We start from the raw sequence: 13,261 nt of genomic DNA on the forward strand, positions 1-13,261 counted from the left end.
CCATGAATCCGGCTCCTGAGGGGCAGGTGATCGTCTTCTGCTGGGCGGTGCAACGGGTGGGGTCAGACGATGTTTGTTTCGCCTGCGCCGATACCGGCCTGCGCGAAACGGTCCAGGGCGAACGAGCTGATGTCGTATCCGGGCTCTTTGCCGTGGTAGAGGTCGCGCACGATCTCGCCGGTCGCCGGGCCCATCAGGAAGCCGTGGCCGGAGTATCCGGTGGCGATGAGCAGGCCCTCGACCTCGGTGGAGCGGTCGATGATCTGGTTGCGGTCGGGGGTGACCTCGTAGAGGCCGGCCCAACCGGTGCTGATGCCGTAGTCCAGTACGGCCGGCACCCGGGTCTCGGCGATGGCGCCCAGTCCCATCAGCCAGTCCTCGAGTTCGAACTTGAGGTTGAATCCCTCGCGCTCGTTCGGGTCGGACCAGCCTAGAAGCAGGCCTTTGCCTTCCGGGTGGAAGTAGAAGTTCGACGGGAAGTCGATGGTCAGCGACGGCGAGGATTCGGGCAACTCGGACAGCGGCTCGGTGAAGGCGATCTGTCGGCGGACGGGAACGACGGGGATGTTCACCCCGAGCATGTTGCCGACGCCGGCCGACCAGGCTCCGGCGGCGCAGACCACGGTGTCGGTCTTGATGCGTCCGTGTTCGGTCACGACTGCGGTAATGGTGCCGCCGGTGCTCTCGATGTCGGTGACCGCGCAGTGGCGGACGACGCGGGCGCCGTGTCGACGGGCAGCGGCGGCGTATCCCATCACGACCGATTCGGGCGTGGCCTTGCCGTCCTGGGGCGACCAGGAGGCGGCGAGGAGTCCGTCTGTGCTGATGAGCGGCGAAATCTTCTGTGCTTCTTCGGGGGTGACCATGCGGCTCGGAACGCCGTGGCGGTTCTGCAGCGCGACGCTCTCGGTGAAGATGTCGACGTTCGTCTGGTCCGAGAGGAGGTAGAGGTAGCCGTCGCGGCTGAAGTCGATCTCCTGGTGGTACTCCTGCGCGAACCGCGAATACACGTCGAGTCCGCGCAAACCGATCGCGATGTTGGCCTCGTTGCTGAAGGAGGCGCGAACACCGCCGGCGGCCTTGCAGGTCGAGCCGCAGGCCAACTCGTCCTTTTCCAGGAGGACGACATCGGAGACCCCGGATTCGGCGAGGTGGAACGCAATGCTGGCGCCGATGACGCCGCCGCCGATCACGACGACGGATGCCTGTTCGGGAAGTTCCTTGCTCATGTCGTCCTCTTCTTTCCTTCGAGAGTAGTGATGTGATGCCCGACCGGTTTCCGGGACACCTGACGAACGACCGGGTCGATGACTTTGCCTGGAGGAATGGCGCGCGCCCGCTGACCGGAGTGGGGTCACACAGTTGCGCGTGGGGGGTTCCGAACCTTTTAGAACGCGGCGTTCTGCGGGGAACGCCCGCGGAGCACCATGGCTTCGCGCACGCGCTCCTGGGCGGTGGTGCGGGCCACCTCGTGGGTGGTTCGACCCTGAGCCTTCGACGCATCGAGGGTGTCGATGGTGCTGGCGCGCAGCTTGTTCGAGATGTTGTCGAACACGGCTGCCGGTTCGGGGCGGATTCCGGAGTAGCGGGCATCCATCGCCACGGCTGCGGCGACCACACCGCCGGCGTTGGCGATGAAATCCGGAACCACGGTCACGCCGCGGTCGAACAGCACCGACTGTGCTTCGGGGCTGCTCGGCAGGTTTGCGCCTTCGACGACGATCTTGGCCGGCAACGTGCGGGCGAGATCGGCGTCGATGACGTCCTGCAACGCCGCCGGGATCAGGATGTCCGCGGTCACCGAGAGTTCTTCCCCGGCAGCGAGAGGTTTGGCGTCGGAGTACTGGTCGACGAGTCCGTCACCGTACTGATCGCGCAGATCGAGCAAGGTGGCGACGTCGAGCCCGTCCGGGTTGTGGATGCCGCCCTGCGAGGTGGACACAGCGACGATGGTGGCCCCGAGTTCCGCGAGGCGCTTCGCGCTCGCGGCTCCGACCGCTCCGAAGCCCTGGATGGACACGCTCAGCGAACCGGTGGACAGGCCGAGGGCCTGCGCGGCGGCGTCGGCCGACTCCGCGACACCGTGGCCGGTGACCCCGAGCTGGTCGTACGGGAGCCCGCCGAGCGCGTGGGGGGTGCCCACCGCGCCGCCGCGTCCGCCGACCTCGTCGAGCATGATCGCGGCGTCCTTCTCGGTCAATCCCACGTCGAGCCCGAAGACGTACTCCTCGGGGACCTCGTTGCGGAGTGCCCGGACGAAGGCACGCAGGACCGCCTCCTTGGAGGAGGCAGTCGGGTCGGCCCAGATGCCGGCCTTGGCCCCGCCGTAGAACAGGTCGACCCCCGCCCACTTCCAGGTCATGTTGCGGGCCAGCCTGGCGACCTCGCCGACACTGACCGTGGTGGACATGCGGGTGCCGCCCTTGCCCATTCCGCGGGCGGTGTTGTCGATGACGAGAACGCCGCGCATGCCGGTGCGTGCATCGGAGACACACACGACCTTCTCCGGACCCCATTCGTCGATCAATTCGAACATCGTCGTTGCTCCTCGTGCGATTCGATAGGGGGATGTCAGCCGAAGTTGACGCCCTGAGCCAGGGGCAGCTCGCGGGAGTAGTTGATGGTGTTGGTCGCGCGGCGCATGTAGGCGCGCCAGGCGTCCGAGCCGGATTCGCGGCCGCCGCCGGTGGTCTTCTCGCCGCCGAACGCGCCGCCGATCTCGGCGCCGGACGTGCCGATGTTGACGTTGACGATGCCGCAGTCCGAACCGTCGGCGGCGATGAACCGCTCCGCCTCACGCTGGTCGGTGGTGAAGATCGACGACGACAGACCCTGCGGGACGTCGTTGTGCAGGGCGATCGCTTCCTCGAACGTGTCGTAGGTCAGCACGTAGAGGATCGGGGCGAAGGTTTCGTCCTTGACGATCTCGCTCTGGGCCGGCATCCGCACGATCGCCGGCTCGACGTAGTACGAGCTTTCGCTGCTCGGGCGGCGCTTGCCGCCGACGAGGATCTCGCCGCCCTGCGCGACAGCCTTGTCGAGGGCTGCGGTCATGTTGGCGTGGGACTTGCCGTCGATCAGCGGGCCCACGAGGGTGCCGTCGGCGAACGGGTCGCCAATCGGGAGGCGGCCGTAGACCTGGGAGATCCGGTCGATCAGCTCGTCGGCGATGTCCTGGTGGACGATGATGCGGCGCATCGAGGTGCAGCGCTGGCCGGCGGTGCCGGCTGCGGCGAAGACGATTCCGCGGGTGGCGATGTCGAGGTCCGCCGACGGGGTGACGATTGCAGCATTGTTTCCGCCGAGCTCGAGGATGGCGCGGCCGAACCGGGCGGCGACGCGGGGAGCGATCTGCTCGCCCATCCGCTCGGAACCGGTCGCGCTGATCAACGGCACCTTCGGGCTGTCGATCAGGGCCTGGGTGTCGGCGGCACTCGCCGAGACGAGAACATTCAGGTTGGCCGGGGCGCCGGATTCTTTTGCGGCACGGTCGAACAGCGCCGAGCAGGCGGCGGCGGTGAGGGTGGTCAGCTGCGCGGGCTTCCAGATCACCGAGTCACCGCAGACGATGGCAAGAGCCAGGTTCCAGGACCACACCGCGGCGGGGAAGTTGAACGCCGAGACGACACCGACGACACCGAGCGGGTGCCAGGTCTCCATCAGTCGGTGTCCGGGACGCTCCGAGGGCATGGTGCGGCCGTCGAGCTGCCGGGACAGACCGACCGCGAAGTCGCAGATGTCGATCATTTCCTGGACCTCGCCGAGGGCCTCCGAGCGGATCTTGCCGACCTCGATGCTGATCAGGTTGGCGACGTCTTCCTTGTGCTCGGTGAGCAGTTCGCCGAGGCGTTTGATCAGGAATCCGCGGACCGGGCCGGGAACGGTGCGCCACTGCAGGAAGGCCTCGTGGGCGGCATCGATCGCGGCCTCGACGTCGGTGGCGTCTGCGGCGGGATAGTCGAAGAGGCTCTCCCCCGTGACGGGGGAGCGGGTGGTGATGGTGTTCTCGATCCCTGCGGTATCGAGTACGGCCGGGTCGACCCCACATCGCTGCAGGCTGGTGCGTGCGAGCGTGCGCAGTTCGTCGGTGGTGGGAAGGGCGATGGTCTCGGCGACAGCGGTGCTCATTTACTTGACTCCTTGGGTAGCGATGGGTGCCGGTTCTTCGATGGGTCCGCGGATTCCCAATTGGGTGGCAACGTGATCGAGGGAAGCGCGGCGGATCCCGTCGTAGAGCGTGTACGGGTTGTGCAGTGTGCGGCCCAGAACTCCTTCCATCCAGGCGGCGTCGATATCGGTCGTCGACTGTGTGGTGTCCTTGTGTCCGTCCGAGGTCAGGTTGGACTGGAAGATCCCGGCCGCGGATTTCGGCAGGAAGTCCTCGTAGACGATCGGCTCCGGGCGGACCCAGCCCTGATCGATCAGATCCTGTAGCGATCGTCCGGGCATCGTGCCGTTGCGTTGCTTGTCGGTGTCGACCCGGTAGGTGAAGTACGCCAGATCGTGGAGCGCGAGCCCCTGTTCGGTGGCGGGCACCTGCTGGTTCCACAGCTCCGCAGCGATCTCGTTGCGTACCTCGGCCGACACCGGCGCGGTCGCGGCCGCCTCCCTGACCGCCTGCTCGATCTCGACGGTCAACCGATCGTAGACCTCGCGGCCGCGGACCGTGGCTGCGATACCGCGGGCCTCGACCTCACCGAAACGCACTCGCAGTGAACCCTTCTCGACGGCGCCGTCGGCCTCTCGGAACACCCGCGGTTCGGCGAGAGCCCGGAACGAGGTCTGCCGCAGCAGCAGATCCGGACCGGCCCACCGCGGCGGACCCTGGATCGTGTCGATCATGTCGATCCGGCGACGCTCCATGCGGGCGTAGAGATCGTCGATGTCGAGCACGCGAGGGGTCAGGTGGTTGATGTGTGTGCTGGTGACGCCACCGATATCGGCGGCCACCGAGGAGACCTCCTCGAGTTCGCGGTACCAGGCGCGGTCGACGGCCTCGGTGGACAGCTTGAATGCCGCTGTGGCCAACGTCAGGAACATCTCCGCGTCACCGGAATTCAGCCCCCGGTACTCGGTCGCCCGGTCGGCGAGGACCAGCAGTTCGGTGGTGAACAGCTTGCGCTTGGCGAGGAAACTTTCCAGGCGTTGCTGCAGATCGGCGCTGAAGAAGCGGCGATCCGAGGGCACCAGCATGGAGGTGAACACCCGGAAGGGGTTGCGCGCCAGTTCGTCCGGGTCCGTCGGACGGAAAGCCGTCGAGACGACCGGGACGGAACTGGCAGCGGCCTCGCGCAGGTCGTAGAACCCGACCGGGTACATGCCCATGGCCGCGAACACGCGGGCGACCTGGGCCATCTCCTGCGGGGTGCCCACTCGGATGGCTCCGTGACGTTCGGCGGTGACCCGGGCAATGGAACCCAGACGTTCTGCGCTCGCACCGAGATTCGACAGCACGGTGTCGTTGACGGCCTGCGATACCTCGAGCAACGTGGTGTATGCGGGAACTTCCTTCCCGTACATGTGCGAGAGACGGCGAGCGAACTCGGCGCGCAGTTCCCACTGCTGGGTGATCGGCATGGCGTGCAACTCCAGGGTCGATGAGGATCGGGTGAGATCGAGATCGTGGTCGCCGGCCGGCTCAGAAGAGCTCCGACGTGTCCGACGTCTCGTTCCGCACGTTCATCGTGGTCCGCGGAAATGAATAGCACCAGCGAAGAAAGCTAGCCACTACCGTTTAGAATCTCTATATGAATATGAGCTTGGCGCACCTCGTCGCACTCCGAGAGCTGGCCCGGCGTGGAACGATGGTCGCGGTCGCCGAGGAACTCGGGTACACCGCGGGCGCAGTATCGCAGCAGATCGCAGCCTTGGAGAAAGCCGTCGGCTCCCGGCTCGTCACCAAGGTGGGTCGCAATGTCGTGCTCACCGATTCCGGCACCGTTCTGGCCGAGCATGCGGTGAAAATCTTGAGCGCGGAACAGAGGGCCCTCGACGCGCTGCGCGCGGTGCACGACGACGTCGCTGCGCCTCTTCTTCTCGGCACCTTCGGTAGTACCGCTGCAGCGTTGTTGCCACCGGTGGTGGCCGCAGCGCAGCGCAAGTACCCGCATCTCGCCCTGAGCAGCCGCGAACTCGACGTCGACGACGCCGCCACCGCCGTCCAACGCGGTCAGGTCGACGTCGCATTCGGGCTGGACTACCCCAATTCACCGATGCCCCGCACACCGGATATCGAGATGATCACCCTGCGCAGCGAGCGATTCGGGCTCGCCGTCTCCTCCGGCGCCTACGGCATCCGCACCGAGGGGACCATCGATCTGCGCGAGGCCGCGGAGTGGAACTGGATTCTGCCTCCCGCGGAGACCCAGTTCGGTCGCGCTGTCCGCATCGCCTGCCGTCAGGAGGGTTTCGAGCCGATCGTGCGGCACGAAATCGTCGATACCGCGGTGTCTCTGGCGCTGGCCGGAAAGGGGCTGGGGGCAGCGCCGGTCACCGACATGATGATCAGGCTCAACAGTTCGGTGCCGATCATCCGCGTCGACCTCGAGCAGGAGATCGGTCGGCGAATCGTCCTCATACGCCTCGCCGGCTCGGAGACCAGGCCTACGGTGCGGGCCATCACCGACATCGTTCGCGCCGCGGTCGACCCGGCGTCGACGGCTGCCGAGAAGATCTGATCGCCCGATCGGACGCAGCGGTCAGGTCTGCTCGCCGTTGCGACCCTCTTCGGTTCCGAGGTGCTCGAAGATGAAGCGCCCGAGGGTGAGGCCGACATGCAACTCGAGGCGCTGCGCACCCACCGAGAGATCGAGGCCGGTGATTTCCTCGATCTTCGCGAGGCGGTAGTACAGCGTCTGACGGTGAATGCCGAGGACACCGGCCGTTGCGCCGGTGTCACCGGCCTGGTCCAGGTAAGTCTGTGCGGTGACGAGCAGGTCGACGTTGCGGTGGTCGAGCAGGGCCCGGACGGACGGGGTGAGGACTGCATCGGCGACGACGCTGGTGGGCCCGCACGAGGACAGCCGGTAGATGCCGAGTTCTTCCCAGTACGCGATCGGTCCCATCGATTCGTCGTGCCGGGCGACCCGGACACCGAGTTTGGCTTGCTGCCAGCTTCGGCGGGCAGACCGCAACCCCTGGTACGAACCCCCCACCCCGACCAGAGCTCCGGCACCCGCACCGCTTTCGGCAACGGACCGAACGGGGTCGACGGCGCCGTCGCCGGCAGGGATCATCACCGCGGTCAACGATCCGATCGGTGCCAGCAGAGCGCGTGCGCCAGGGGCGGGCAGGAGACCGTCGACGGCCAGCACGGTCAACGCGCCGCCGTCCGGGAAGAGCCCCGAGTCTTCGATGCGAGTAATCGCACGGGCGAACGCCTTTCGGTCGCCTTCGAGGAGGTCTGCGACGGCGACCGCCATATCGTCACGACCCCGGGCGGTGTGTGCGAGTTGCGCGCCTGCCTGGCCGGCCAGGGACATTGCGGCGGTGAGATCGCCGTCGGACACGGCGCTGTTCTCATCCGCCAGGACGAACAGATATCCGTATGCCGCGCCTGCGTAGCGAGCCGGAAGACAGATCCGCGACGACGCTTCGATATCCGGATTCTCCGGCGTGATCACCGGGCGCGTGGTATCGGCAATCCCGAAGCTTTCGTACCACGCGCGCGCCTCCGGCGGGCAACTGCGGGTAAGGATCGACTGCACCCGATCTTTGTCGACGCCAGGCAACTGGGTGCTGTAAGCGATCAGCGAAAAGGCCCGGTCGACCAGGACGACTGATGCCGACAGACGTTCGGCCACCTCGGTGACCACTTCATCGAGATTCACTTCACCATCTCCGTGAACAGCGTATTTCGTGAGCGATAACTATGGCGATCATTCGGAGTCGGCCATACATGTGTCTGACTGACGGGGCGGAAAGTTCTGGCACATGTCCCTAGCATGCTACGTGGTGGGCCGTTAGGTTGATCACACACGAACGGAAGTTCGCCATCTCGCCGGGCCCAGGACGGCATTTCCGTCCCCGACCCGTCACGGTATCGCGGCGTCCGATCACGCCTGCGACCACAGGGGCACAGCTCGCGCTTTCGATCTCGTGTCCGACTCGACCTTTGGAGCGTTTGATGTCCACTCTCGAACAACCGCCCGAGACGTTGCAGAAGTCTCTGAAACAACGACACCTCACCATGATCGCGATCGGAGGTGTCATCGGCGCCGGGCTCTTCGTAGGTTCGAGCGCCCTGCTGCACACCTCCGGCCCCGCAGCATTCGTGTCCTACGCCATCACCGGTGTCGTCATCGTCCTCGTGATGCGCATGCTCGGCGAAATGGCCACCACCAACCCGTCGACCGGATCGTTCGCCGGCTATGCCCGCAAGGCCTTCGGGGGGTGGGCCGGCTTCACCACCGGCTGGCTGTACTGGTTCTTCTGGGTCGTCGCGGTCGGCGCCGAAGCCGTCATCGGCGGCAAACTGCTGCAACGCTGGATCGACCTGCCCTCCTGGGTGATGGCGGTCGTCCTGCTGTTGGCCATGGTCGCCACGAACCTCCGCTCGGTCCGCAACTTCGGCGAGTTCGAATACTGGTTCGCAGGCATCAAGGTCGCCGCGATCCTGCTGTTCCTCGCCCTCGGTGCCGCCTACGTCTTCGGGCTGTGGCCCAGCCATTCCGCCGATTTCTCCAACCTCACCGATCACGGCGGCTTCACCCCCAACGGCTGGACCGTCATCCTCTCGGGCGTCGTCGTCGCCGTCTTCTCCATGGTCGGCCCCGAAATCGCCACCATCGCCGCCGCCGAATCCGCCGAACCGGAGAAGGCCGTCGCCAAGGCCACCAATTCCGTGATCGCCCGCATCGGGTTCTTCTACATCGGCTCCGTGCTGCTGCTCGCCATCATCGTGCCCTGGACCGACGTCAAGGTCGGCCAGTCGCCGTTCGTCGACGCCCTCACCCACATGGGCATCCCCGGCGGACCTGACATCATGAACGCTGTGGTGCTCGTCGCCGTACTCTCCTGCCTGAACTCCGGCCTCTACACCTCCTCGCGGATGCTCTTCACCCTCGCGCACAAAGGCGATGCGCCACAGAGCATCGCAAAGCTGGACAAGCACGGCGTCCCCCGCAACTCGCTGCTCCTTGCAACCCTCGTCGGCTTCGCCTGCATCGGCCTCGACTACCTCTCCCCCGACACCGTCTTCGCCTTCCTCCTCAACGCCTCCGGCGCCACCATCCTGATGGTCTACCTCATGATCGCGATGTCGCAGATCAAACTGCGTGGCCTGATGACCCGAGAAGAGGTCGCCCAACTCCGCCTGAAGATGTGGCTGTTCCCCTACCTGTCGATCCTCGCTGCCGGCGGCATCCTCGCCGTGCTGGTGTCGATGTTCTACGTCGAATCGTCCCGCTCGCAGATCTCCCTGAGCGTCGGAGCCCTCATCGCGACGTTGATCGCCTACCGGCTTCGCCGGCGCATCAACCCGCAGAGCCCGCTCGCGAACAACATTTCCGCTCCCGCTCCCGGGCCGGTCACCAGGCCCGCCTCGAAGTAACACCCCGGGTGGCGGCGGGTGAGACCAGATACACGGTCTCACCCGCCGCCACCCTTGTGTGTGCACCCCCGAGGGTCAGTCCCGTCGGCGCGCAGCACCGGCGTCGAGCTGCGCGGCGAGCAATTGCGCCAAGTGGTCACCGCGACGATCGGTCAGATCCGCCAACTGCGTCCGGCAGGAGTAGCCGTCAGCCAGGATCGTGGTGTCCGCGTCCGCCCCGGCCACGGCGGGTAGGAGTTGCTGCTCGGCGACCGCCACCGACACCTCGTAATGCCCCTTCTCCACCCCGAAGTTGCCGGCCAACCCGCAGCATCCGCCCAGCCGCTGAACCTGTGCACCGGCCTTCTCGAGAAGCTGCGCGTCCGGACTCCACCCCATCACCGAATGATGGTGGCAGTGCGGCTGCGCGACAACGGACTTGCCTTCGAGAGACGGCGGTTCCCACCCGCGGTCCGTCAACAGTTCCGCGAGGGTACGGGTTGCGTCGGCGACCGGTTCGGCCGCCGACCTACCGAGCAGTTCCGCGGCGTCCGAGCGCAGCACACCCGTGCAGGACGGCTCCATTCCGACGATCGGAATTCCGGCCGCGGCGCTACCGGACAGTGCGTCCACGGTGCGGCCGAGGATCTTCTTCGCCGCGGTGAGCTGCCCGGTGGAGATCCAGGTGAGTCCGCAGCACTGCTGCTTGTCGGTCAATTGCGGCCGGTAGCCGGCGGCTTCGAGCACCTGCACCGTGGCGTGCCCGACCTCGGGGGTGAAGTAGTTGGTGAACGAGTCCACGAACAGCAGCACCGGGTCACCGGTCGTGGCACGGTCGTTTTCGGTGGCCTTGAACCAGGACCGGAACGTCTGCTTCGCGAACGGTGGAATGGTGCGGCGCTTGTCCACTCCGGCCGACGACAACGCCAGCGGTCCGATGCCGGGAACGCGCATCGTGGCGTTGACCAGACCGGGCGCGTGGCTGGCGATCTTCGCCCAACGCGGAAGCCATCCCAGCGAGTAGTGCGAGGCGGGGCGGATGCGACCCTTGTAGCTCTGGTGCAGCACTTCGGATTTGAACGCGGCCATGTCGACACCGGTCGGGCAGTCAGAGGAGCACCCCTTACAGGACAGACACAGGTCGAGGGCGTCGTGAACCTCGGGCGATCGCCAGCCACCGTCGATGTCGGTGCCGTTGATCATCTCCTGCAACACGCGCGCGCGGCCGCGGGTGGAGTCCTTCTCCTCCCGGGTCGCCTGATACGACGGGCACATCACTCCCCCGGTGGCGGTGTTGTCGGCCCGGCATTTTCCGACGCCGGTGCAGCGGTGCACCGCCTGGGTGAAATCTCCGTCGTCGTGGTGATAGGCCAGGGCCAGGTTGCGGCGCAGGAGTGGGGCTGCGGGAATGCGCAGGTCCGCGTCGACCGGGCGGGGGTCGACCACGACTCCGGGATTGAGGATGTTGTCCGGGTCGAAGACGTGCTTGACGGCAGCAAAGAGTTTCATCGCGTCGGGTGAGTACATCAGCGGCAATAGTTCGCTGCGGGCGCGGCCGTCCCCGTGCTCACCGGACAGGGATCCGCCGTAGCCGGCGACGAGTGTGCTCGCCGCGACCAGGAAGTCCCGGAAGATGCGGTCCCCGCCGGGCTTGTCGAGCGGCCAATCGATGCGCACGTGCATGCATCCGTCACCGAAGTGCCCGTACGGCAGGCCGGTAACGTCGAATTCGTCCATCAGGGCGTCGAAGTCGCGTAGATAGTTGCCCAGCATGGCCGGTGGCACGGCCGCGTCCTCCCATCCTGCGTGTGCGGGAAGGCCGGCAGGACTGCGGCCGGCGAGTCCGGCGCCATCGGCGCGAATCCGCCACAGCTGGGCCGTGCGGCCCTCGTCGGTGACGACGAGGCTGTCCACGGCTCCGCAGTCCCGTCCGACCTGCTGGGCCCTGGCGATCGTCTCGTCGAGGTCGTCGCCGACGACCTCGACGAACAACCAGGCCGCCCCCGCAGGCAACGGCGGAACCGCATCCGGACCGCGGCGCTCGCGCACCACGTCGACGATCCGGGAATCGATACCCTCGCAGGCGGTCGGATCGAACTTCAGCACCAGCGGGGTCGCGTCACCCGCCGACGCGATGTCGGCGTACCCCAGCACGACCAGGACGCGGTGGGCGGGCTCGGACACCAAGCGGACCGTCGCGCGGGTTGCCACCGCGAGGGTGCCCTCCGTGCCGACCAGCATGCGGGTCACGTCGAACCGATTTTCCGGCAACAGGTGTTCCAGGGCGTATCCGGACACCTGACGGCCGAATTGCCCGAGCTCGGTGCGGATGGTCGCCAAACCGGCGCGGGTGACCTGCTGTAGTGCACTCAGCGCCGGGGAGGCCGTCACCTCACCGGCCGAACCCAGTTGCAACGACTCCCCGGTCCCGGTCAGAACGTGCAAGCCCTTCACGTTGTCCGAGGTCCGGCCGTATCCGAGCGTGCGCGAACCGCAGGCATTGTTTCCGATCATGCCGCCGATGGTGCATCGAGTGAACGTCGATGGGTCGGGCCCGAATCGTAGGCCCTGCGGTGCGACGGCCTGCTGCAGCACCGTCTGAATCGTGCCCGGCTCGACGGTGGCGGTCTGTGCGTCCCTGTCGATCGACAGCACCCGGTTCATGTGCCGGCTGAAGTCGAGAATCAGTCCGGTCCCGACAGCGTTACCTGCAACGGAGGTGCCGCCACCGCGAGAGGTCAGCGGCACGCCCTCTCGGCGGCACACCGCGAGGGCGGCAGCGACCTCGTCGGCATGGCGCGGCCGCGCGACGACCAGCGGTCGCACCCGGTACAGGGACGCATCGGACGAATAGGCAGCGCGGGTGGTGCCGTCGGAGAGAACGTCGCTCACTCCCGAACTGCGCAGCTCAGCGGCCAGTGATTCAGCGGAGATCATTCGTAGCATGCTACAACCTCTAGCATGCTACGAACAGCCCCGTGTTGTTACAGTGATCGGGTGGCAGACGAAGCGCTCGAACTCGAACCGCTCACCCCGTTCGCGGGACGACGGATGGAGCAGGCGATCGCGGCGGTGCGGGCGGCCATCGACGACGGCCGCATGAAACCGGGAGTGAAGTACTCGGTCTACCAACTCGCCGAGGGTCTGGGCATCTCCCGAACCCCGGTGCGGGACGCTTTACTGCGCCTGGAGGAAGTGGGAGTCATCAAGTTCGAAGCACGCCAGGGCTTCCGCATTCTCCTCCCCCAGCCGAAGGAGATCGCGGAGATCTTCGCAGTCCGGTTGGCCCTCGAACTACCCGCGGTCCGCAAGGCCGCAGCCGCGGCCGACCCCATGCTCTCGGATGCACTGCAGCGGCAACGACGCCTGATGCAGGACGCCGCCGCCGGCGGCGACGAACACGAGTTCGCCCATCATGATCTCGGGCTTCACGACCTGATTCTCGACGCCGCCGACAACGCCCGAGCCCGCGCGATCGTCAAGACCCTTCGCGAGACCACCCGGCTGCTCGGGGCCAATACCGCCGACAAGACCAGAACACTCACCGACATCGACGACGAGCATGCGCCCATCATCGATGCCATCATCGCCGGGGACCCCGACGGAGCGGAAGCCGCCATGCGCGTTCATCTGGTCAACACCGGGAAACTCCTTGTCGCCCAAGCTGTTCTCAGCGACGACTCCGGCCTCTCCGTCGACGAGATCTGGTCTGCCGTCATCTCCTGACCAACG

Annotated in this window: 9 protein-coding genes; 3 read left to right on the top strand and 6 right to left on the bottom strand. The window is 66.5% G+C overall.

Going from position 1 to position 13,261, the window contains the following annotated elements:
- Nucleotides 1-62: 62 nt before the first annotated feature.
- The 4 genes from ACLIVD_RS20415 to hglS all read right to left on the bottom strand — a co-directional run bounded on the left by ACLIVD_RS20415 (nucleotide 63) and on the right by hglS (nucleotide 5,577).
- Nucleotides 63-1,229, bottom strand: a complete 1,167-nt coding sequence (locus ACLIVD_RS20415) for an NAD(P)/FAD-dependent oxidoreductase (protein WP_491930529.1) — start codon at nucleotides 1,227-1,229, stop codon at nucleotides 63-65.
- Between the two features lie 158 nt (nucleotides 1,230-1,387).
- The gene (locus ACLIVD_RS20420) at nucleotides 1,388-2,536 is read right to left on the bottom strand and encodes a Glu/Leu/Phe/Val family dehydrogenase (protein WP_016881098.1); all 1,149 of its coding nucleotides are present in this window, start codon (nucleotides 2,534-2,536) and stop codon (nucleotides 1,388-1,390) included.
- A 35-nt stretch (nucleotides 2,537-2,571) separates the two neighbouring features.
- Nucleotides 2,572-4,128: an L-piperidine-6-carboxylate dehydrogenase gene (gene amaB, locus ACLIVD_RS20425; protein ID WP_491930530.1), complete on the bottom strand. Its 1,557-nt coding sequence runs from the start codon at nucleotides 4,126-4,128 to the stop codon at nucleotides 2,572-2,574.
- A complete protein-coding gene (gene hglS / locus ACLIVD_RS20430; protein WP_317569737.1) occupies nucleotides 4,129-5,577 on the bottom strand; it encodes a 2-oxoadipate dioxygenase/decarboxylase in 1,449 nt (482 codons plus the stop codon).
- 170 nt (nucleotides 5,578-5,747) lie between these two features.
- Between hglS and ACLIVD_RS20435 the strand changes: the two genes are divergently transcribed.
- Nucleotides 5,748-6,677 (top strand): LysR family transcriptional regulator, encoded by a 930-nt coding sequence (locus ACLIVD_RS20435; protein ID WP_280784302.1) that lies wholly within the window; start codon nucleotides 5,748-5,750, stop codon nucleotides 6,675-6,677.
- A 21-nt stretch (nucleotides 6,678-6,698) separates the two neighbouring features.
- Here ACLIVD_RS20435 and ACLIVD_RS20440 read toward each other — a convergent pair whose 3' ends face one another.
- Complete coding sequence (locus ACLIVD_RS20440; protein ID WP_280784303.1) at nucleotides 6,699-7,829, bottom strand: PucR family transcriptional regulator; 1,131 nt, start codon at nucleotides 7,827-7,829, stop codon at nucleotides 6,699-6,701.
- Between the two features lie 296 nt (nucleotides 7,830-8,125).
- Between ACLIVD_RS20440 and ACLIVD_RS20445 the strand changes: the two genes are divergently transcribed.
- Nucleotides 8,126-9,550 carry an amino acid permease gene (locus tag ACLIVD_RS20445; protein ID WP_283333980.1) on the top strand — a complete coding sequence of 475 codons (1,425 nt, stop codon included), beginning with the start codon at nucleotides 8,126-8,128 and terminating at the stop codon, nucleotides 9,548-9,550.
- A gap of 75 nt (nucleotides 9,551-9,625) precedes the next feature.
- On the opposite strand, the gene ACLIVD_RS20450 is transcribed toward ACLIVD_RS20445, so the two are convergent.
- A complete protein-coding gene (locus tag ACLIVD_RS20450; protein ID WP_283333978.1) occupies nucleotides 9,626-12,475 on the bottom strand; it encodes an FAD-binding and (Fe-S)-binding domain-containing protein in 2,850 nt (949 codons plus the stop codon).
- Between the two features lie 51 nt (nucleotides 12,476-12,526).
- Between ACLIVD_RS20450 and ACLIVD_RS20455 the strand changes: the two genes are divergently transcribed.
- Nucleotides 12,527-13,255, top strand: coding sequence for a GntR family transcriptional regulator (locus ACLIVD_RS20455; protein WP_283333976.1), 729 nt, complete (start codon nucleotides 12,527-12,529; stop codon nucleotides 13,253-13,255).
- Nucleotides 13,256-13,261: the final 6 nt, after the last annotated feature.

Source organism: Rhodococcus sp. G6(2025) (genome assembly GCF_058628105.1).